This is a genomic window from Halorubrum sp. CBA1125 (assembly GCF_009742825.1).
In the GTDB taxonomy this organism is placed as follows: Archaea; Halobacteriota; Halobacteria; order Halobacteriales; family Haloferacaceae; genus Halorubrum.
The window spans coordinates 1-19,083 of sequence record NZ_WPCE01000036.1 but is presented as its reverse complement, the minus strand read 5'-3'; the positions used below and the strand labels follow the sequence as shown (position 1 = coordinate 19,083).

Below are 19,083 nucleotides of genomic sequence, written 5' to 3'. Positions count from 1 at the left end.
CTTGCCAGAAACATCGGTTTGACACACGCTCTTCCTCGTCTAGGTCACGTCCGCCGCGTTCGTGAACCGCTCTGCATCTTGGTCTCTTTCTCGACGAACTCACAGCGGATAGGAGTTGTGGGTAAGAGACAGGTGTTGAGTGGTGGACTATTTTATATACCGTAGTGGTGTGTATCGGGTATGAGTAACTCTTCGCTAAGCCAGAGCCGCGACTTCAGGACTCTGGTCGATCAGCTCGACGGAGTCGCGCTGTGGACGGCGACCGAACCCGGTCAGTTCGACTACATCAGCGCTGGCTTCGAGGACATCTGGGGCATTCCCCCAGCGGAGATCACCGACGATACCGAGCGGCTGATCGAGACCATTCACCCCGACGATCGAGATCGTATTCGCGAAAACATCGAGGCATCGCGACGAGAGCTCCGTGATACGTCATACGAGGGCCGGGTCGTCCGATCCGATGGATCGGTGCGTTGGGTACTCACGCGCCAGGTTCTCCTGCGGGACGCCGACGGAGGTGTGTCTGAAGTCGTCGGAATTTGTACCGACATCACCGAACAAAAGAGCCGTGAGCGCGAGCTCGAAATGCTGAATCGGATCCTCCGCCACGACATCCGAAACGACATGGCGATCATCCTCGGGTGGGCAGAAATGCTCGAGGGACACGTCGAGGACGGGAAAGAAGAGACCCTGCAGAAGATCCTCACCAGCGGGGAACACGTCATAGAGCTCACCGAACTCGCGCGCGATTACGTCGAGACGGTGTTCGCAGATGCGGACGTCGAGAAGGAACCGATCCCGCTCCGCTCGACGCTCGAGACCGAGATCTCGCTTCGCGAAGAATCGTTTCCGGAGGCAGCATTCGTCATCGACGGCGGCATACCTGACGTCACGGTTGCCGCCAACAGTCTACTCAGTTCGGTGTTTCGAAATCTGCTGAACAACGCGGTCCAACACAATACCAATGACGACCCCGTCGTGGAGATCTCCTGTGAGGTCCTCGACGAGGCGGTGCGCGTTCGGGTCGCCGACAACGGACCGGGGATACCGGACGAACACAAAGACGTCATTTTCGGAAAGGGAGAGAAGGGCCTCGGCAGCTCCGGTACCGGTCTCGGGCTCTACCTCGTTCAAACGCTCGTCACCCAGTACGGCGGCGATATCAGGATCGAAGATAACGATCCGACAGGGGCCGTGTTCGTGGTCACACTGCCGCGATACCCTCCTTAGCGTTGATCGACGCACTCACCGGCGACAGAGACGCTCTCGTCGGTCACGCTGACGGTTCCATCGAAGCGGCTGCACGTGTCGGCGTTCCACGCGAGTTGCCCGCGGAAGCCTTCACCTGCGACGGTCACCTCGTGGCGCCCCGCGGTCCCACCGGTGACCTCGTACGAACGGGCTACTCCGCCGTCGATCCGGTCCGACTCGTCTTCGTAGGTCGTTCCCTCGGTATCGACGACTTCGATCCGAACGGTAACCGGGTCAGCGCGTTCGTTCTGGACGGTGAGGGCGAGCCGACTGTTCCCTCCGCCGTCGAACGATCCCGTGCAACCGGCCAGCGACGCCATCGTTGCGACCGCGACGAAGTGACGCCGGTTCATACCAAACTGACGCCGGTTCATACCACGCCCACTCGCGCGGGACACTTGTATCCCCCTTCCCGCCCCGGATCGTCCGTCGGACGGTCGCGGTGGCCCACTCGCTGATCCTCTCGACTCATCCCCGCTCCGGGTTCACCGTGGTTCGACGACGACGGAGAGGTCGTCGACGTAGTGCGTGGCGTCGGCCTCCCAGATGACGGCCGTTCCGACGGCGAAATAGAGCGTATCGGTCGACAGCTCCGGCGTGGTCCACTCGAACGAGTACTCACGCCAGCCATCGGCGAGCCACAGTGGTTCTCGAAGCCCGCCGTACGGTGTCTCACCGAAGTCGGTCGAGTTGACCCCGAGTTGTGGGAAGTCCGCTTCGACCTCAGCAGGGTCGGGTCCGAGTCGCATGACGGCGTGCCGGATCGTGTTGAACGATTCCGATTCGCTCCAGAACTGTCCGGTGGCCGCTATTCGGTAGGCTCGCCCGGGCTCGATCGAAATCGGATGGGAGGCCCACGTCACCCCGTCGTCGTAATCGCCCTCGTTCCACACCCGTAGCGAGTGTTCTCCTTCGACCGCTTCCGCCTCCGAGGGGTCGACCTCCCACGCGAAATCCTCGATATCGACCTCTGGACCAATCGTCGCACTGGGTTCCCACTCACCGAGACCGTCCTCGAAGCCTTCCGTGAAGTCCGGGCCGTCGCGGGGGTCCGTACACCCGGCGACACCAGCGACGCTCGTGGCCACGCCTGCCCGAAGCACATCACGACGGTACATACCACTCAAAAGTAACCGCTCGTGATAACTGTGGGGTGTCATGGAGCGATTCCCCGAGGGATCGTTCACTGCGTGAGGTAGTGGTTCAGCCGTACTGCCGTATCGTCATCTAGGAAGTACATCTCCGCCCGCTAGCCGCTCACCGGTCGACGCGTGAATGGCCGCGGAGTGAATCGTTCCCTCGTCGGTACCTTCTCTGAAATTCCGACGCGCCCCGACATGCTCACCGGGTATCCGTTCAGTCTCACCGATCGTGTTCGCGGGGCTTCCGGGGTGGTTCCCCTTTCAGGAGGGTCCGGACGTCCTCATTATCGGTTGCTTCTATGCTCGCTCGGCTCCGTTCTTTTTTGGTCGCGATCTGGTCGGTCAAGGTCGCGAACTCCTCGCTCACCGCGAGTTCGTCCGCGGTCTTCTCCGACTCCAACACGGTTCGTTTCGCGATGAGCGGATACAGTTCCTGGACGTCTCGTTGGTACTCGGCGAGGTGACGCAGGCGATCGACCAGCTCGCGAAGCTCGTCTCTGGTAACCGGCTTGAGGACGTAGCTGTCGACCTCCATCTCGATGACGTCGAAGTCGGGTGAGACGCCGGTCAGCATCGCTACCTTACCGTTCGGCTCTCGGTCGCGGATGGTCTCGAGGACCTCGTCGCCGGAGATGTCCGGCAGCCAGCGGTCCAGCAGGACGACCTCGTGTCGCCCCTCGTCGAACCGTTCCTGTGCCTCCGTACCGGAGTACGCCACCTCGGTTTCGTACGAATCGCTCAACCAGGTGTCGTAGAGCTCAGCTAGGTCACGCTCGTCCTCGACGATGAGGACGCTCGCACCGTCCGATGGATGTCGGCTGTTGGCTCCCATGTTATGGTGACTGTTTGTGGGGTGGATCACTCACTTCGAGTCGTGGGGTCGTCATGACAGTTAGTCAAGTGGCTGTGCTCACCTCTTCACCGCTAGGAAGGTCGGTGATGTCTCGAACGACCAACGACACCGTGCGTTTCTCGTCCGCCGTTTCGGAGAGGGGGTGGGCTCGGGCCTCAAAGACGCGGCGTCCCGCCGGCACCTGTAGCTCGAAGTGGAACGTCTGGGGCTCGCCGGTCTCGATGGCGCGGTCGACGTTCTCACGGACGAGCCGACCTTGCTCGCTCGGGAGCACGTCGGTCACCGCTCGCCCGACGAGTTCGTCGGGATCGCCGATCAGGATGTCCTCGTTCGCCGGGTTCGAGAGTACCTCTCGATAGACTCCGTCCTGGTCCAGGACGAAACAGAGGTCGGGGAACCCCTTCGAGAGGGCCTCGAACCGCCGCGCCTGTTCGAGGCGGTCGGTGACGTCCTGCGCCACCGCGACCAGCCCGGAGATGTCCCCCGCGCAGTCGTAAAGGGGCGTCGTGGAGAGACTCACCTGGATTCTGTCCCCCTCCTTCGTCTCCCGGCTGACCACGAGGTTGTCGAACCGTTCTCCGGACATCGCGCGTTCGAACCGGTCGGCGAACGTTTCGGCTTCCGAGTCGGTGTGGAGGCCGATGGACCGGAGCGGTTCGCCCACCACCTCGTCCGCCTCGTAGCCGAACACCTTCTCGGCGGCGTCGTTCCAGCGTTCGATCACTCCCCGGTCGTTCACCACCAGTATCGGGTCCGGGGACGCGTCGATGATGGCCTCTAGCCGGTCTTTCGTCTTCAGGAGCTCCCACTCGCGATCGATGCGCTCGGTCGCGTCACGGAGGATGGCGAGGTGCTGACCCGGAACGATGTCGGTGACCGCGGTGTACTCGACGAACCGCTCGCCGCCGTCCGGACGAACCAGGGTGAACGTGCTCCGGTCCCGGTCGGTCGCCATCAGATCCGTCCAGACGCTCTCGACGTCGAAGTCGTCCGCCACGAACTCGGCGATGGACCGTCCCCGAAGCTCCTCCTGCGGTACCCCGAACAGCTCGGCGGCGCTCTCGTTGACATCGGTGTAGTGACCGTCGTCGTCGAGGATCACGATCGCGTCGAAGGACTCCTCGAACACCGCCTCGAACTTGTCCTGCTCCCGGTGGAACCGTCCGAGCAGCGACTCCGACTCGTCGAACTCCGAGAGCGACGAGGTCCTGGGTAGCGTGACCGAGATGCGGGTTCCCTCGTCAGTCACCTCGGCCTCGATCGACCCCTCGTGGTGAGCGACGATCCAGTAGCTCAACCAGAGTCCCAGGCCGTTCCCGTGGATGAGCGGTGACTCCGACCCCTCGCGGAGGACCTCCCGTTCGTCCTCGGGGAGCCCCGGGCCGTCGTCGATCACGTCGATTTCGACGGCGTCGGCCGTGGTGTCGATCGAGACCGTGACCTGAGGGAACTCACCGGAGTGTTTCGCCGCGTTCTCGACGAGCTCCTCCAAGCCCCTCCGCAGCGAGGGGATCGCTTCGAGGTGGACTCCGTCTGGCCCCTCCAGCGCGAACGAGGCGTTCGGGTGCGCTCGCCGGACGCGTTCGATGACGTTCTCGAGCAGGGCGTTGAGGTCGACGGGCTGCCGATCGAGGTCGGAGCTGGCGATCGACTCGATCTTGCGGGCCGTGTTGGCGAGGTCGACGAGCCTGTCGATCTTGCTCACGGCGGTGTCGTTCTGTAGGTGTCCATCCTCGTGCTGGTCAGACAGCGTCGTCAGGTGTGCCCGAATGACGTTGAGGTCGTTCCGGAGGTTGTGACGTAGCACGCGACTGAGGACGCCGATGAGGTTCGACTGCAAGTTGATCTCGGATTGCTGACGGGCGGTTCGGATCTCCTGTTCGAGCAACCGGGCGATGAGCTCCGCGAACAGCGTCTCCCCCTCCGAGAACGGCGCCTCGCGTGGCTCCTCGGACACGAAACACAGCGTGCCCCATATCTCGTTTTCAATGGTGAGCGGGGTCCCGTGGTAACAACGGAGGCCGTGTTCCTCGAACGCCGGGTCGTCGTTCCATCCCTGTTCGGGTGCGTCGCTGAGGGCGACGGTCGACCCCTCCTCGACGACGCGTCGGCAGTACGTCGTCCGGAGGTCGAGCACCTCGCCGGCCGGGAAGTCGCCGTCCGGGGGATCGGTACTGACGACGGCCTCCCAGAAGTCGATGCGCTCGTCGATGCGGGTCAAGTGGGCGTTCTGGACATCAAGGAAGGCCTCCCCCAGGTCGAGGGCCCGATCGACCTTCTCCTCGAAGGCGAGGTCGGCCCGCATGATCCGGTACAATTCCGCACGCGCCTGGTCGGAGTGGAGGCGTTCGTGTGTCATCTGGGCTTGTGTACGGTCACTCGTTGTCGCGCGGCGGCGGCCACGACGTCGGAGTCGCTCCCGTCATGCCGTGTCAGTCGGATCGGTCCTGTAACCGCACGAATTCGACCTCGTAGTCTGGAACGCCGTCTCCCGCCCGACAGGTCCAGTTTCGGTCGATGTCGAGGTCGTGTTCGTGGGCCTCCTCGACCAACGACCGGAGCTGTTCTCTGAACGACTGTTCTATCCCCGCGCTATCGGCTCCGGTCCTACTCATGGCTGTCACCGCCCCCGGGTCGGTCCGCACTCGGCCGATCACTCCTGAGCCACTGGGTCAGTCCGCTACAACCGCACCGGTGCTTCATATTTTCACCCAAAACATCACACAGGGTTCAAACAACTGTTACGTTGTTAACCGATTGTTCTGACAAGGTATTTATCAGGTATTTCAATCGCTCACTACTCGGGCGGTCGTTCGGGGATGTTGAGCGTGGAGTGAACGACCTGTCTCACCCCCCGACGGATCCGATCCGAGACCGCCTGCTGGGTGATACCCAGGTCCGCACCGATCTCTTCGAGCGTGACCTCCCGCGGCGATTCGAAGTATCCTCGGTTCGCCGCCAACGCGAGCGCCTCACGCTGCTCCCGAGTGAGGTCGTTGGACCCGCCCCGCCCTGACCGGGTCTGCAGCTCGTAGATACTGTCGATAGTGAACTCCGTGATGCCGTGGTCGGTGAGATACTGATAGAACGCGGCGACGTCCTCGTGGGCCGAGAATCGCAGTCGCAGCACCCAACTGTGGTCGACGCATTCGCCTTCGAGAATGGTGCCCCCGGATTCGATGATGCCGCGGACGACGTCGAGTTCCTCGAGATCCCAGACGATTCGAAAGAGATGCTCCTCGTCGCTCGTGTCGCTGATAGACAACTGATCGCGGACCGAAACCGATCCGACCGCGTCGCTGGATTCGAGCGTGTCGACCAACTCGGCGAGCGTCTCCGGCGCCCCCGTCACCCACACGTACGGGATGGCGTTGTCTCCGGTCGGAACGACCCGTTCGAGTTCGGCCGACAACGCCGCGTGTCGGCCGATGTGCTCCCCGAGCGCGAAGCGCTCGTTCGAAATTCCGAACTCAACGAGGATCGTCATAGGACCCGATTGTTAATACAAACAATATATACTATTTGGTGAGAAGACTGGATATCGCGCCCAGCCAAGCGATCGGTCGCGCAGCTGTCAGTATTTGCGAGACGCCTGCTCTACATTGCTTGATGCAGCGGCGACCGATACGGTGGGTGAGTGAACGGTTCTATGACGCCATACCTGTCAGTAGAGGGTGTCGTAGAACGCTTCTCACGCCGAGTTATCTCCTAGCGGAACTGGTGAATCAGCTATCAGATCGTGTGTGCTAGTGGTACGAGATCGTTGTGGTCGAGAACATCTCGAAAGGGGCAGCCGCTCGCTTATAAACAGTTGCCAGCGCGGAGAACACTCACAAAGCCCCAGCCGTGAGGACTCGCGCGGCTCGCGGTGGTCCTCGACGTTCACTTCGTTCACGGTCTGCGGTCTCGCCGGCGGCGAAGCGGCCGGCTGCCCCTTTGAGTCCTCATCCCGTCCGCACAGTCCCGTACCTCACGCCTCCCCAGCCTCGCGGTTCGCGCTCTTCGAGCGCTCACCGCGTCCAGCGAGAGTCGGAGATTCTCTGGCAGTCGGGCGGAGCCCGACGACCTCGCGCTCGGGTTCGTGTGCGCTATCGCGCCCGCTCACCGGAGCGCGCCACCGCAGAATCGCTCACTCCTTGACCTGTATCGAGCGAGTCCTGTTCGGGTGTGAGATCCTTCTCTGACATCCTGAGACGTCGCCGGAACTACCGACCCCTACATGTCGGTTCCCTCGGCGAGCCCGTCGCCGACGATCCGGAAGGTGACGGAGTCGCGGCGGGCTTCGAGCGGTGCTTCTCCAGCGTCGCTCGCCGGTTCCCGCCGCGGAATCGGTCGACGCGGAGGATCACGCCGGTCCAGTGGTTGAGCGTGTTCCCGCCGAGCGCGCGATCGCGGTCGCCGTCGGGGTCGGTGAACACCTGGTTCGTGATCACGACGGCGAGGTCGTGTCTGCGGGCCAGCGAGAGGAGGTGCGTCACCTGTTTGGCCACCTTCCGCAGCGACTCGCCGCCCTCCACGTCTCCGGCGCGTTCGAGCCGGTAGAAGCCCGTCGCCGAGTCCAACACGATCAGCTCCACCTCTTCGGCCAGCTCCTCCGCGTCGCGGACCGCCTCGCGCTGGTCCTCGAAGTCGTACGCCTCGGAGATCACGAGCCGCGAGGCGACCGTCTCGACGTCCTCGTCGGCGTCCGGACGGTCGACCCGGCCCGCGGCTATCTGCTCGAACCGGTCGATAGAGAGTCCCTCGGTGTCGATGTAGAGCGCGCGGTCGCCATCGGCCGCGACCTCGACCGCCGCCGCGAGCGCGAGGTTCGTCTTCCCCGCCGCGGGCGGGCCGTACACCTGTGTGACGACTCCCCGCTCGAACCCCCCGCCCAACAGCTCGTCGACCGGCCCACAGCCGGTCGGGATCGGATCGCTCACGTCCGGGCTTCAGTCGCGTTGGTATTTAACCGGTCGGTCGCGCGCGTCGCGATCCGGTGCAGTTCACTCGCGGCGCCCACCCGCCTCGATGCGAGCGCTATCGCTCGTCGAGCGAAGTGTGTGGAACAGAAGAGCGGTCGTCGATCGCCGCGACCGGCGGCCGAATTCAGTTAGTTACGAACGAGGTTCGACGCGCGGGGTCCCTTGGGAGACGACTCGATGTCGAACTCCACTTCCTGTCCCTCTTCGAGGTCCGGACCGCCGACGTCTTCCATGTGGAAGAACACGTCCTCGTCCTCGTCAGTGTCGTCAGTCGAAATGAAACCGTAGCCGCCAGTGTCGTTGAAGAAATCAACCTTACCGTTTGCCATTGCAAACAAGTGTACGCCCGTTTCCGGGATAACGCTTGCGAGGGTCGCGGTACCACGACTGTCGGAGCGCGCTCGCGGGGCCGCTATCGGTCGGCGTGTACCGCTCCCACGCGGAGCGACCAGGCGAGAGGTTCATTTACGAGCGTCTACGACTGTGTAGCCAACACATGGACCGCCGCGAATACTTACGTTCGATCGCCGCGACGGGGGCCGCCGTCGGCACCGTCGCCACCGCCGGGTGTACGGGGGCGCTCGGCCTGGGCGGCGCCGAGGGGACGGTGCTGGGTCCGCCGGAGCGGGACCTGAGCGAGGCGTCACACCCGAGCTACGGCGACGAGATGCCCCACTTCACCGTTCCAGATCCGATCGCGGACGAGGACGTGTCGATTTCGCAGTTCGAGGGCGAGCGCGCGGTGCTGTGGACGTCGTTTTACACGAACTGCCCGGACGGGGTCTGTCCCGCGCTCATCCTCCGGCTGCGTCGCGCGCAAGCGGCCGCCGCGGAGGGGGGGTACGGCGACGAGGCGGAATTCCTCGCGCTCACGTTCGACCCCGAGCGCGACACCGCCGATGTCCTCCGCGAGTACGCCGGCCAACAGGGCGTCGACCTCGACGCGAGCAACTGGCACTTCCTCCGCCCGGAGAGTTACGAACGGGGCCAGGAGCTGTTAGACGAGAAGTTCGGGCTCGTGATCGAGAAGACCCCGGCCGACGACTACGACAACCTCGAGTACCAGTTCCCCCACTACGGACTGATCCTCCTCGCGAACAAGCAGGGGATCGTCGAGCGCGCGTACCCGCGGGGTCCACAGACCGACATCGAACGACTCGTGACCGACGTCGAACGGGTGGCCACCGCGTGAGGCGCCGTCATCTCCTCGCGGGGGCCGCGAGCGCGGTCGCACTCGGCGGAGCGGGCGTGGTCGCGACGGGTGCCGTCCCGGACGTGCTCGGCGGATCCGCGGCCGAACCGGTCGAGCCGACGACACTGAAGACGATCGACGCGCCGGGCAGCCGCGACGGCGAGGTGACGATCCCTGCGGAGAGACAGGTGACGTTCGTTGACTTCTTCGGGACGTGGTGTCCGCCCTGCGCCGAGCAGATGCCCGACCTCGCCGCGGCGCACGACCGGATCGGCGACGAGGTCCTGTTCGTCTCGGTGACGACCGAGGACGTCGGCGGCGCGGTGAGTGAGTCGGACGTGGCCGAGTGGTGGCGCGAGCACGACGGCGACTGGCTGGTCGCCGCCGACGTCACCGCCGAGCTGGCGGCGAAGCTCGACGTCGGCGGCTACCCGACTGCGGTCGTGCTCGACGCCGCCGGCCGGGTGACGTGGTCCGACTCCGGGGTCCACACCGCCGACCGGATCGTCGAGGAGATCGAGAACGCGCTCGACCGATGAGAGCTTCCACCCGCTACACCGGGATCTGTCGCGTCAGCGTCGACGAGTGCGGGTGTCGATGACGGGCGTCTCGCTCGCGACGAACCTCCCGTTCGCGCTCGCGGCCGGCGTGGCGACGTTCTTCTCGCCGTGCGCGTATCCGCTCCTTCCCGGCTACGTCGGCTTCTACGTGAACGCCGTCGACGCCGATCGCGCCTCCGTCGCCGGCGCGGGCGTGCGCGGCGTCGCGGCCGCGATCGGCGTGCTGGCGACGTTCACCCTGCTCGCGGGCGCTACCGTTCGGATCGGCTACTCCACGCTGTCGAACATCACCGTCTTCGAGACGCTCGTCGGAGCGCTGCTCGTGGGGTTCGGGCTGCTCGTCGCCGCCGGCCGGGCCCCCTCGATCTCGGTACCGCTGCCGGAGCGCCGCGCGGGCGTGTTCGGGTTCGGCGTCTTCGGCGCGGGCTACGCGCTCGCCGGCGCCGGCTGCGTGGCGCCGGTGTTCCTCGGGGTCGTCGCCCGCGCGATCGCGCTCCCCGCCGACACCGCGCTGCTCGTGCTCGGCGTCTACGCCGGCACCGTCGCGGTCCTCATGGCCGCGACGACCGTCGCGACGGGCGTCGGACTGGTGAGCAACGCCAACCGCGTGATGGCGCACGCCGGACTGTTGAAGCGGGTCGCCGGGGCGGTGATGGTGTTCGCGGGGATCGGACAGCTGTACCTCGCGCTGGTCGTGTACTGAGCCGGACGCAGCAACCGACAGGCACGGCTATCTGTATCGGCCTCCTGAAGAGGCCCATGGTCACGACACGGCGGCAGTATCTTCGCGGCATCGGCGGCGGTGCTGCGCTCCTCGTCGGCGCCGGCTGTATCGGTCGGGCTCCACCGAACGGCAACGACGGTGACGACGCCGACAGCGAGAACGGCGACGACAGTGACGACGGCGGCGACGAGCACGGCGGGACGCGTCCCGAGGGGACGGGCGGGCCGGGAGTCACGATCGTGTCGGTCGACGACGACGTCGACCTCCCCGTCGTGCCGTCCGTCGAGATCGTTCGCGAGGCCGCGACGGAGTCGTCGCCGCCGCGGCTCCGGACGACCCTGGAGAACACGCGCGACGAGCCGGTCACGGTCGGCGAGGGGCGAGCGGTCCACCTCGAGCACGTGACAGACGAGACCGGGGCGCTCGTGTTCCTCCCGAGCGAGGGGGAGTACCCGGCCGAGCCGGGGTGCTGGCGGCTCACCGAGGACGTCCACGTCACCGAGGAGTACCGCACGTTCGAGATCGACGCCGGCGCGTCGAACAGCCGACCGGTCGACCTCTACGCGACGCCCGGCGAGGACGCCTGCCTCCCGGTCGGAGAGTATCGATTCGAGACCACCGTCTCGGTCGGTCCCCCCGAGTCCGAGGAGACCTCCTCTGACCGGTGGGGGCTCACCCTCCTCTTGGAGTGAGCGTCGCCGCCGGCGTCTAGGTTCTCCCCTTCGCCGTCGTCGAGAGCGCCCGATTCGCTGGTGCCGGACCACCAAACATTCATATTCGATACCGAGGAATCGACCCGTAGCCGAACCCGGCGGCACGTGCCGTCCACGACGGTTCGGTCCCCGCACATGAATCTCGACCAGTTCACAGCCGAGAACGCACCGACTGAGAGCGCGGAACCGTTCCAGCGCGAGAACAGCTACACCCTCGACGTCGACGTCGACGGCACCGTGATGGCGAAGGCCGGATCGATGATCGCGTACACCGGCGACGTCTCTTTCACCGGGAAGGCGTCCGCAGAGGGCGGGATCACCGGATTCCTCAAGGAGGCGGCAACCGGTGAGGGAACGCCGATCATGGCCGTCGAGGGGCAGGGTCACGTCTACTTCGCCGACGACGGCAAGAAGGTGCAGGTCGTCGAGCTCGACGACGACGACTCGATCACGGTCAACGGCGAGGACGTACTCGCGTTCGAGGAGTCGCTCTCCTACGAGATCAACACCATCGACAGCCTCGCCGGCTCGCTCGCCGGTGGCTTCAGCAACGTCTACCTCACGGGCCCCGGCTACGTCGCGCTCACCACCCACGGCGACCCGATCGTTCTGGAGGCGCCGGTCGCGACGGACCCCAGCGCGACGGTCGCCTGGGGCGGGACCGCTCCGAGCGTCGAGGTCAACCGCAGCCTCTCGGACATGGTCGGCCAGGAGTCCGGCGAACGGTACCAGATGCGCTTCGACGGCCCGGACGGCTTCGTCGTCGTCCAGCCGTACGAGGAACACGTCTGAACGGCCCGATCGATGGACGACTCCACCCGATCGGCGTCCTCGTCCGCGGTCAACGAGGACGCCGCCGCCGAGAGTGAGGACACCGCCGACGAGAACGACGAGTCTTCCGGTCTCCTCTCACGGGCTAAGACGGCTGTCTCCGAGACTGTCGGGATCGTCGTCGACGGCGTGCTGGACGCCCTCTGACGGTCGAAAGCGCCGAGACGACGGCGACGAAACTCCGCTTCGCGTCTACCGCGCGGCCAGCCACTCGGCGAAGCCGCCGGTGAGGAAGTCGACGTAGTCGACGACCCCGAGGTACAGCGAGACGAGGACGACCGCGACGATGGGGACCCGGACGACCCAGATCCACGCGGTACCGAGCGCGCCGAGGTCGCCGATCCCCCGCTCCAGTTCCTCGCGGGCGGCCTTGGGGATCACCCAGCCGACGAACAGCGCGAGCAGCAGCGAGCCCAACACGAGCAGGATCCCGTCGGCGAGCAGGTCGAACAGGTCGAGGAAGATCAGGTCGATCGTCACCGGCACGCCGAGCAGGAACACCGCGACGCCGAGCGCGATCGACGCGGGCATCCGGGCGACGCCCAGCTCGTCGATCAGGTACGAGACGAGCACCTCGAGGATGCTGATCGCCGACGAGAGCGCGGCGAGCCCGACCATCCCGAAGAAGACGATCCCGAGGACGCGGCCGCCGGGTATCCCCGCGAACGCGGTTGTGAGGCTCACGAAGATCCCCCCGGGACCGCCGGAGCCGGGGTCGATCCCGGCCGCGAACAGGAACGGGAAGACGACGAAGCCGACGAGCACCGCGACGAACGTGTCGAGCGCGGCGATCACGCCGGCGTCGGCCGCGAGGTTCCGGTCCTCGCCGAGGTAGGAGCGTAGGTGATCATCACGCCCATCCCGAGCGAGAGCGTGAAGAAGGCCTGTCCCGCCGCGGCCGGGAGGATGCTCGTCCAGTTCGACAGGAGGTACCCGAAGTCGGGCGAGAGGTAGTAGCCGTACGCCGCCGTCGCCGCGTCGAGCGTGAATCCGTACGCGGCCAGTCCGAGCAGGAGCGCGACGATCGCCGGGACCATCACCTTCACGCCGAGTTCGATGCCGCCGCGGACGCCCGCGGCGATGATCCCGATGACGAGCGCCATGAACACCGCGTGGAAGAGCAGCGAGTCGATGCCGGTCGCGACGGTGCCGAACAGCGCTTCCGCCTCGCTCGCCCCCGCGAGCGCGTACCCGTCGGTGACGCCGATGAGAGTGTACCGGAGGAACCACCCGGCGACGACGCTGTAGTACGAGAGGATGACGAACCCGGTGACGACGAACAGCCAGCCGAGGTAGTTCCACGCGCCGCTGCCGAGTTGCCGTATCGCGCCGACCGGATTCAGCTCGGTGTGCCGTCCGATGACGAACTCGACGAGGATCGCCGGGAAGCCGATCAGCGCGACGAAGAGCAGGTAGACGAGCAGGAATCCTCCGCCGCCTTCCTGTCCGGTGATGAACGGGAACCGCCAGATGTTCCCGAGTCCGACGGCGCTGCCCACGGCGGCGAGGATGAACCCCGCCCGCGTTGCCCATGTCTCGCGTGCCATCTGTACTCGACGACTTCTCGTACCCGCTGAAAAGCGTGTCTTTCCGACGAAACGGTGACCAACGACCGTGACCGACTCGGGCTCTCCGGGCGGGGACCGTGCATTTAATAGCCAGACGGTTACCTCACGGGATATGGAACGCGTAGATGTCGCGATCGTGGGGGGCGGACCGGCGGGTTCCTCCGCGGCGCACGCGGCCTCGACCGGCGGGGCCGACGCGCTCGTATTGGAAAAGGGGGTCCCGCGGGCCGACCGGGACCGGCTCGGTCCCGACTCGACGGACGCCGCCGGCATCCTCGACTACTGGGTCGACATCATGGGGATCCACCCCGACGAGTTCGACGAGGGCGTCCTCCAGTGTGAGCTGAACCGCGCGGAGTTCCGCGGTCCCGACGAGGCGACGACGCTCACCTCGACCGGGATCGACTCCTCGTACGACAAGTTCGGCTACACCTTCCACCGCGCCCGCTTCGACGACTGGCTCCGCGACCGTGCCGAGAACGCCGGCGCCGAGTACCGTGCCGGCGAGTCCGTCCGCGGCGTCGACACCGACCTGTCCGCGGCGCCGGGCGACGACGCTCCCCGTCACACCGTCCGGCTCGCGTCCGGCGACGCGGTCGGCGCGGACTTCGTCGTGCTCGCGGACGGCCCACAGCGGACCGTCACGAACCGCGTGCTCGACGAGTACCTCCCCGCGGACGCGGCCGCCTCCGACCGGCTCGCCTCCCGGACCACGAACCACATCGCCTATCAGGAGTACCGCCGCGTCCCCGAGGCGGTGTACGAGGCGGTGAACGACGCCATCGTCTTCTGGTGGGGCGTGATGCCCGGCGAGACCGCGTACCCGTGGATCTTCCCGAACCAGGACCGCGTCTGTCGGATCGGCCTCACGATGCCGATCGGACTCGACATCGACGACGTCGACGTCGACGCCTACAAGCTACTCGACCCGAGCGACGAGTCGATCCCGCAGGGGAACGAGTACATCCGCCGGCTGCTAGAGTGGCAGTACGGCGACGAGTACGACGTCGAGTCGGACTTCCCGCTCGTCGAGGACGCCGGCAAGCGGAACGGCACGGAGACGTACGCGATCTCTTCGACGCGACCGATCGACTCGCCGACGGAGGCGGGAATCGCCGTCGCGGGCGGCGCGATGGGAACGACCTCGGCGTTCCACGAGGGGGGCGACCACGTGGCGGTCCGCACGGGCGCGATCGCGGGCGAGCTCGCCGCCGCGGGCGACCTCGCTCCCTACAACCGCCGGTGGAAGGAGGCGATCGGCGACGAGATCGTCCGCAACGTGACGATGGCGGACATGGTCGGCGAGTACGACCCGGACGACTGGAACCGGATCATCGGTGCCGCCGACGCGATGCTCGCCGCCGAGGCCGGCGACGGGCTCCTCGCGCAGCCGTACCGCTCCGGCTGGGAGTCGGTGAAGCTGATGCTCGCCTACAAGTGGAACAAGCGGCGGGTCAAGAAGGACTACGTCGGAATCGACGAGCGCGAGTACGTCTACTGACCTGCGGGTGCTCGGCGTCCGGTCCGGATCGCTTCGGCGACGGGAGGGTCAGTTCGGCCGAGCCACCTCGACGACCGCCGCGATCACCGGATGACCGGCGCGTGCAACTCCACCGGCTCGGTCGCGATTCTGTCGACGGCGACCGGCTCCACCTCGTGTGTCGGCCACTGTCCGGTCTTGGTGAGCGTCTCGGTCCGATCGGCCGCGACGAGGTGTGTGTCCTCGCTTTTCGCCCCCTGCACCGTCGGGTTCCACGCGTAGGCCATCGACCGGTGGACCGGCTCGTCGCTCTCCGGGGTAGCGATCCACTCGCGGCCCGCGAAGCCGGCCGCGCCGCCCTGGTGGTGGTTGCGCCACTCGTCCGGGTAGCCCACCGCGTCGTACGCCTCGCGGATCGCGTCGAAGACGTCCCCGGCGGTGTTCGGCGCGGTCTCGTCGAGGTTCCCCGCAGCGGCCGCCTCCGTCGCCGCCAGCGCGGTCGCCTCCACGCGGGCCGCGGCGCGGTGTCGCTCCTCCAGCCAGTCGGGGGCGTCGAACGCGACGGTGCGCGTCGTCGAGGCGTACAGCCCGGCACGTTCGGCCGTGACCGAGACGAGCGCGTAGTCGCCGAGGGACGCGTCGCTCGGCGTGTAGTGGCGGTACGACTGCGCCCGCTCCGCGCCCCCGACGAGCACCACCGGCGCGTTCACATCGCGAGAAGAAAGCGAGATGTCGATCCCGGCGGCGACTTCGTACTCCGGGTCCCCGGGCTCGAGGTTGCGACAGACCGTCTCGACGCAGCGGCGATCTCCCGGCCGAGTTCGCGGTAGCGCTCGGCGTCGTTCTCGGTGAGCGGCTGTCGGAGCTGCGAACCGTCGACGCGCTCGAACTCCGGGACGTCGAAGTCGGCGGCCGCGGGCGCGGGCGACCGCTCGGCGACCGCCGCCGCCAGCGAGTCGGCGTACCACGGGAACGACTCCACCGCGAACGCGTCGGGCAGTTCCTCGTCTGCGAGCCGGCCCGCCTCGATGTTGTTGGTGATCACCCGGAGGTCGCCGTCGTATCCGGCCGCGGCGACGCCGACCGGAGCGTCGTCGTTGACGACGTTGTTCCCACCGGTGAGCCACGCGAACCCGTTCGGACGGGCGAGCCAGACCGCTTCGAGCCCGCGGGCCTCGAGGTACTCGTCGAGCCTGTCGGTGCGGGCAGCGAGATCGACCATACGGGGTGACTCTCGTCCAGCCAGTAAAGCGGGTCGGAAGGCGCGCGTCACCCGCGGCGGCGATCGGCCGGAACGACGCCGCGCGATCGCCCGATCGACGGACCCGACCGGCCCGCTGGCCTTCGAAACGAAAGGTTCAATTACGTCCCCCGGATACGTCGAGACGCGTCAGCAAGCCCCTGCGGGTTGGTAGTCTAGTCCGGTTATGACACCTCCTTGACATGGAGGAGGCCGGCAGTTCAAATCTGCCCCAACCCATTCACTTAAGTCGTTTACAGTCCCGAGCCGGGAAGAATACGCTTCTATAGTGACGATATAGCTGTTTCCTCCGTTACGGCGGGAGGTGTCGGTCATAGATGTTTCGACGGTGCCCGACTGCTTCGACTCGAAGAAGCTCATTGTCCCGGTCCCACGTGATAATTGCCCGGTAGTCTCCAGCGCGGAGCTTGCAGTAGGGGTATCCGGAAAGCGGATCGAGACGATGCTCAGTCCACTCGGTCGCCTCGTCGATCTTGTTCATGACTCTGTCGGCGACCTGTGGATCCAGCCCTTCGAGGTGGTTGAGTGCCTTCTCAGTGTACTCAACCTCAGTCATCCAAACCGAGCCGTTCGCGGGCCTCTTCAGCTGACACCGTCTCGCCTCGCTCCGCCTGCTTGCGGCTTTCCTCTAGGTCGGCGAGAGTCTCTTCGGAGAGCTGCACCGCCGGGTTCGCCCAGTCGCGCAGCGCGTCGCGGATGGCCTCTGATTTACTGGAATAGCCACGCCGTTCCCATTCCTCGTCGATTCGGGAGAGAAGAGATTCAGGGACTCGGACGTTGATCTTCTCCATCCGGTCATCGCCGGTGTTCGTATCGGTGCTCATATTCTGTGATACATCGGTATCACACAAGAAGGCTTCGGAGGTCCGCACTCCTCGATGGTACGATCTCGATGACGGCGAGCTTAGAATGACGTGAACGCCGGGCCTTCTCTGGGGTCCGCCCGGGTGAGACGCGGTTCTATCTGACCTTCGGATAGTACGAGACCTTCAACTCGGACGTGTTCAGTAGCCGGAGCTGCTCGGACGTGAATTGTTCCCGATGTTCTTCACGGTTGGCTCTGTCCTCCAAGTGGTGCCGCATCGCGGGCTCCACACAGCCTGCCAACGACGCGGACGCTCTTCTTGGTGGGCGTTCCACACGTCGCCGATACTCGTCGGATACACGGCCGCGGAGAATTGTCCGAGACGCGACGACCGAACCGCCTACGAGTCCATCGTGAAGATGGAACCGCCGTCGACCCGGTAGTTCGAACCGGTCACCCACGATGCCTTCTCGGAGGCGAGGAAGGCGGCGACATGGGCAGTCTCCTCGGGCTCGCCGAGCCGCTCGAGGCCCCGGACCATACCCGGTTTCTCGTCGTCGATGAACTCCTGGCGGACCTGGTCGAAGCTCTTGTCCTCCGCCTCGGCGCGCTCTTTGAACATGTCCTCGACCAGCGGGGTGAGCGTCGTCGCCGGGGAGACCGCGTTGACGAGGACCCCATCGGAGCTGTAGGCCTTCGAGAGGTTCTTGGTGAAGTTGATCATCGCCGCCTTCGAGGAGTCGTAGTGGGGTTTGTAGTCGTCGGGCTGGGTCCCGGCTTCGGAGGCGATGTTGATGACCCGTCCCCATCCCTGCTCGCGCATGTGGGGGAGCGCCGCCCGCGTGACCCGGACGGTACCGAAGAGGTTCAAGTCGTAGACGTCCTCCCACTCCTCGAGGGGGATGTCGTGGAACTGCTTCTGGCTGCCGATAGTGCCGGCGTTGTTGACCAGGATATCGACGCTCCCGAACTCGTCGACGGTCTCCTCGACCAGCGCCTCCGCGTCTCCCTCTTCGGTGAGGTCGGTCGGCACCGCAAGGGTGTCGGCACCGGTTTCCTCGGCGATCGCCGCGGCGGCCTCCCGGCCCTCCTCGGGGGTCCGGTTCGCGATCACGACGCTCGTGCCGGCCTCTCCGAGTTCGCGTGCGATCGCGTAACCGATTCCCTTGCTACCGCCGGTGACGACTGCAACGCGATCTTCGATACCGAGATCCATGTCGAATAATCCTCCGGTATCGCACATAAAGCTTGACCTCCGCGTGACGACGGCGGGGTGCGCTCGTATCTTTATCATTCTCGGGCCGAAACGGAACCCATGCCGAGCGATGGCACGATCGGCGTCGACGTCGGCGGAACGTTCACCGACGTGGCGCTGGTCGTCGACGGGGAGTTCGTGACGGCGAAGGTACCGAGTACCGAAGAGCAGAGCGAGGGCGTGCTGGCCGGGATCGAGAAGGCCTGTGCCGACGCCGGTGTCGACCCGGTGACGATCGCGGAGTTCACCCACGCGACGACCGTCTCGGTCAACGCACTCCTCGAATCGGCGGGCGCGAAGACGGCGCTCGTCACCACCGAGGGGTTCCGTGACGTCCTGGAGATCGGGCGGCAGGACCGTCCCGCGCTGTACGACCTCGACGCCGAGAAGCCGGCGCCGCTGGTGCCGCGGTGTCGCCGGTTCGAGCTGTCCGAACGGGCGACCACCGACGGGATCGAACGTTCCGTCGACGACGACGAGGTCC

General features: G+C 65.9%; 19 protein-coding genes, 1 tRNA gene and 3 pseudogenes. 10 read left to right on the top strand and 13 right to left on the bottom strand.

Going from position 1 to position 19,083, the window contains the following annotated elements; all coding sequences use genetic code 11:
• Positions 1-180: 180 nt before the first annotated feature.
• Positions 181-1,230: a PAS domain-containing sensor histidine kinase gene (locus GJ633_RS05615; protein WP_156587880.1), complete on the top strand. Its 1,050-nt coding sequence runs from the start codon at positions 181-183 to the stop codon at positions 1,228-1,230.
• Here GJ633_RS05615 and GJ633_RS05610 read toward each other — a convergent pair.
• The 8 genes and pseudogenes from GJ633_RS05610 to GJ633_RS05575 all read right to left on the bottom strand — a co-directional run bounded on the left by GJ633_RS05610 (position 1,227) and on the right by GJ633_RS05575 (position 8,539).
• Positions 1,227-1,604 carry a hypothetical protein gene (locus GJ633_RS05610; protein ID WP_156587878.1) on the bottom strand — a complete coding sequence of 126 codons (378 nt, stop codon included), beginning with the start codon at positions 1,602-1,604 and terminating at the stop codon, positions 1,227-1,229. The two genes, GJ633_RS05615 and GJ633_RS05610, sit on opposite strands and share 4 nt — an antisense overlap.
• Positions 1,605-1,736: 132 nt before the next feature.
• Complete coding sequence (locus GJ633_RS05605; RefSeq protein ID WP_156587876.1) at positions 1,737-2,369, bottom strand: hypothetical protein; 633 nt, start codon at positions 2,367-2,369, stop codon at positions 1,737-1,739.
• A gap of 244 nt (positions 2,370-2,613) precedes the next feature.
• Positions 2,614-3,225: a response regulator transcription factor gene (locus tag GJ633_RS05600; protein ID WP_156587874.1), complete on the bottom strand. Its 612-nt coding sequence runs from the start codon at positions 3,223-3,225 to the stop codon at positions 2,614-2,616.
• Between the two features lie 64 nt (positions 3,226-3,289).
• Positions 3,290-5,605, bottom strand: a complete 2,316-nt coding sequence (locus GJ633_RS05595) for a PAS domain S-box protein (RefSeq protein ID WP_156587872.1) — start codon at positions 5,603-5,605, stop codon at positions 3,290-3,292.
• 73 nt (positions 5,606-5,678) lie between these two features.
• On the bottom strand, positions 5,679-5,861 hold the full coding sequence (locus tag GJ633_RS05590; RefSeq protein ID WP_156587870.1) for a hypothetical protein: 183 nt from the start codon (positions 5,859-5,861) through the stop codon (positions 5,679-5,681).
• A gap of 182 nt (positions 5,862-6,043) precedes the next feature.
• Positions 6,044-6,733 (bottom strand): helix-turn-helix domain-containing protein, encoded by a 690-nt coding sequence (locus GJ633_RS05585; RefSeq protein ID WP_156587869.1) that lies wholly within the window; start codon positions 6,731-6,733, stop codon positions 6,044-6,046.
• Positions 6,734-7,461: 728 nt separating this feature from the next.
• Positions 7,462-8,168, bottom strand: a pseudogene (radB, locus tag GJ633_RS05580) (DNA repair and recombination protein RadB).
• 170 nt (positions 8,169-8,338) lie between these two features.
• Positions 8,339-8,539: a cold-shock protein gene (locus GJ633_RS05575; protein ID WP_156587867.1), complete on the bottom strand. Its 201-nt coding sequence runs from the start codon at positions 8,537-8,539 to the stop codon at positions 8,339-8,341.
• A gap of 167 nt (positions 8,540-8,706) precedes the next feature.
• Here GJ633_RS05575 and GJ633_RS05570 point away from each other — a divergent pair, with 167 nt between their 5' ends.
• From GJ633_RS05570 to GJ633_RS05545, 6 genes are all read left to right on the top strand, one after another.
• A complete protein-coding gene (locus GJ633_RS05570; protein ID WP_156587866.1) occupies positions 8,707-9,402 on the top strand; it encodes an SCO family protein in 696 nt (231 codons plus the stop codon).
• Positions 9,399-9,941 (top strand): TlpA disulfide reductase family protein, encoded by a 543-nt coding sequence (locus GJ633_RS05565; RefSeq protein ID WP_321168924.1) that lies wholly within the window; start codon positions 9,399-9,401, stop codon positions 9,939-9,941. The genes GJ633_RS05570 and GJ633_RS05565 overlap by 4 nt, the downstream gene beginning before the upstream one ends.
• 58 nt (positions 9,942-9,999) lie before the next feature.
• Positions 10,000-10,665: a cytochrome c biogenesis protein CcdA gene (locus GJ633_RS05560; protein WP_156587864.1), complete on the top strand. Its 666-nt coding sequence runs from the start codon at positions 10,000-10,002 to the stop codon at positions 10,663-10,665.
• Positions 10,666-10,721: 56 nt separating this feature from the next.
• Positions 10,722-11,378 (top strand): hypothetical protein, encoded by a 657-nt coding sequence (locus GJ633_RS05555; RefSeq protein ID WP_156587862.1) that lies wholly within the window; start codon positions 10,722-10,724, stop codon positions 11,376-11,378.
• A 156-nt stretch (positions 11,379-11,534) separates the two neighbouring features.
• Entirely contained in the window at positions 11,535-12,191 is a 657-nt protein-coding gene (locus GJ633_RS05550) for an AIM24 family protein (RefSeq protein ID WP_156587860.1), read from the top strand.
• Positions 12,192-12,203: 12 nt separating this feature from the next.
• Positions 12,204-12,377: a hypothetical protein gene (locus GJ633_RS05545; RefSeq protein ID WP_156587858.1), complete on the top strand. Its 174-nt coding sequence runs from the start codon at positions 12,204-12,206 to the stop codon at positions 12,375-12,377.
• A gap of 45 nt (positions 12,378-12,422) precedes the next feature.
• Here GJ633_RS05545 and GJ633_RS05540 read toward each other — a convergent pair.
• Positions 12,423-13,777 (bottom strand): annotated as a pseudogene (locus tag GJ633_RS05540) (sodium-dependent transporter).
• 133 nt (positions 13,778-13,910) lie between these two features.
• Between GJ633_RS05540 and GJ633_RS05535 the strand changes: the two are divergent.
• Positions 13,911-15,299, top strand: a complete 1,389-nt coding sequence (locus GJ633_RS05535; protein ID WP_156587856.1) for an NAD(P)/FAD-dependent oxidoreductase — start codon at positions 13,911-13,913, stop codon at positions 15,297-15,299.
• A gap of 83 nt (positions 15,300-15,382) precedes the next feature.
• Here the strand turns inward: GJ633_RS05535 and GJ633_RS05530 are convergent.
• Positions 15,383-16,500 (bottom strand): annotated as a pseudogene (locus tag GJ633_RS05530) (M24 family metallopeptidase).
• Between the two features lie 183 nt (positions 16,501-16,683).
• On the opposite strand from GJ633_RS05530, the gene GJ633_RS05525 reads away from it, so the two are divergent.
• Positions 16,684-16,758, top strand: a tRNA-Val gene (locus tag GJ633_RS05525).
• A gap of 73 nt (positions 16,759-16,831) precedes the next feature.
• Here the strand turns inward: GJ633_RS05525 and GJ633_RS05520 are convergent.
• From GJ633_RS05520 to GJ633_RS05510, 3 genes are all read right to left on the bottom strand, one after another.
• A complete protein-coding gene (locus tag GJ633_RS05520; RefSeq protein WP_156587855.1) occupies positions 16,832-17,095 on the bottom strand; it encodes a type II toxin-antitoxin system RelE/ParE family toxin in 264 nt (87 codons plus the stop codon).
• Positions 17,088-17,363, bottom strand: a complete 276-nt coding sequence (locus GJ633_RS05515) for a ribbon-helix-helix domain-containing protein (protein ID WP_156587853.1) — start codon at positions 17,361-17,363, stop codon at positions 17,088-17,090. The genes GJ633_RS05520 and GJ633_RS05515 overlap by 8 nt, the downstream gene beginning before the upstream one ends.
• A 381-nt stretch (positions 17,364-17,744) precedes the next feature.
• Positions 17,745-18,560 (bottom strand): SDR family NAD(P)-dependent oxidoreductase, encoded by an 816-nt coding sequence (locus GJ633_RS05510; protein WP_197431250.1) that lies wholly within the window; start codon positions 18,558-18,560, stop codon positions 17,745-17,747.
• A 99-nt stretch (positions 18,561-18,659) separates the two neighbouring features.
• Between GJ633_RS05510 and GJ633_RS05505 the strand changes: the two genes are divergently transcribed.
• Positions 18,660-19,083, top strand: a 424-nt coding sequence (locus tag GJ633_RS05505; protein ID WP_303646435.1) for a hydantoinase/oxoprolinase N-terminal domain-containing protein, incomplete at its 3' end; no start/stop codon positions are given.

Excerpts from the sequence above, each read along its gene's own strand:
- GJ633_RS05545 (WP_156587858.1), top strand. The coding sequence starts at position 12,204 with ATGGACGACTCCACCCGATCGGCGTCCTCGTCCGCGGTCAACGAGGAC.
- GJ633_RS05585 (WP_156587869.1), bottom strand. The coding sequence starts at position 6,733 with ATGACGATCCTCGTTGAGTTCGGAATTTCGAACGAGCGCTTCGCGCTC.
- GJ633_RS05510 (WP_197431250.1), bottom strand. The coding sequence starts at position 18,560 with ATGGATCTCGGTATCGAAGATCGCGTTGCAGTCGTCACCGGCGGTAGC.
- GJ633_RS05595 (WP_156587872.1), bottom strand. The coding sequence starts at position 5,605 with ATGACACACGAACGCCTCCACTCCGACCAGGCGCGTGCGGAATTGTAC.
- GJ633_RS05515 (WP_156587853.1), bottom strand. The coding sequence starts at position 17,363 with ATGAGCACCGATACGAACACCGGCGATGACCGGATGGAGAAGATCAAC.
- GJ633_RS05535 (WP_156587856.1), top strand. The coding sequence starts at position 13,911 with ATGGAACGCGTAGATGTCGCGATCGTGGGGGGCGGACCGGCGGGTTCC.
- GJ633_RS05520 (WP_156587855.1), bottom strand. The coding sequence starts at position 17,095 with ATGACTGAGGTTGAGTACACTGAGAAGGCACTCAACCACCTCGAAGGG.
- GJ633_RS05575 (WP_156587867.1), bottom strand. The coding sequence starts at position 8,539 with ATGGCAAACGGTAAGGTTGATTTCTTCAACGACACTGGCGGCTACGGT.
- GJ633_RS05560 (WP_156587864.1), top strand. The coding sequence starts at position 10,000 with ATGACGGGCGTCTCGCTCGCGACGAACCTCCCGTTCGCGCTCGCGGCC.
- GJ633_RS05610 (WP_156587878.1), bottom strand. The coding sequence starts at position 1,604 with ATGAACCGGCGTCACTTCGTCGCGGTCGCAACGATGGCGTCGCTGGCC.
- GJ633_RS05615 (WP_156587880.1), top strand. The coding sequence starts at position 181 with ATGAGTAACTCTTCGCTAAGCCAGAGCCGCGACTTCAGGACTCTGGTC.
- GJ633_RS05605 (WP_156587876.1), bottom strand. The coding sequence starts at position 2,369 with ATGTACCGTCGTGATGTGCTTCGGGCAGGCGTGGCCACGAGCGTCGCT.
- GJ633_RS05590 (WP_156587870.1), bottom strand. The coding sequence starts at position 5,861 with ATGAGTAGGACCGGAGCCGATAGCGCGGGGATAGAACAGTCGTTCAGA.
- GJ633_RS05600 (WP_156587874.1), bottom strand. The coding sequence starts at position 3,225 with ATGGGAGCCAACAGCCGACATCCATCGGACGGTGCGAGCGTCCTCATC.
- GJ633_RS05555 (WP_156587862.1), top strand. The coding sequence starts at position 10,722 with ATGGTCACGACACGGCGGCAGTATCTTCGCGGCATCGGCGGCGGTGCT.
- GJ633_RS05570 (WP_156587866.1), top strand. The coding sequence starts at position 8,707 with ATGGACCGCCGCGAATACTTACGTTCGATCGCCGCGACGGGGGCCGCC.
- GJ633_RS05550 (WP_156587860.1), top strand. The coding sequence starts at position 11,535 with ATGAATCTCGACCAGTTCACAGCCGAGAACGCACCGACTGAGAGCGCG.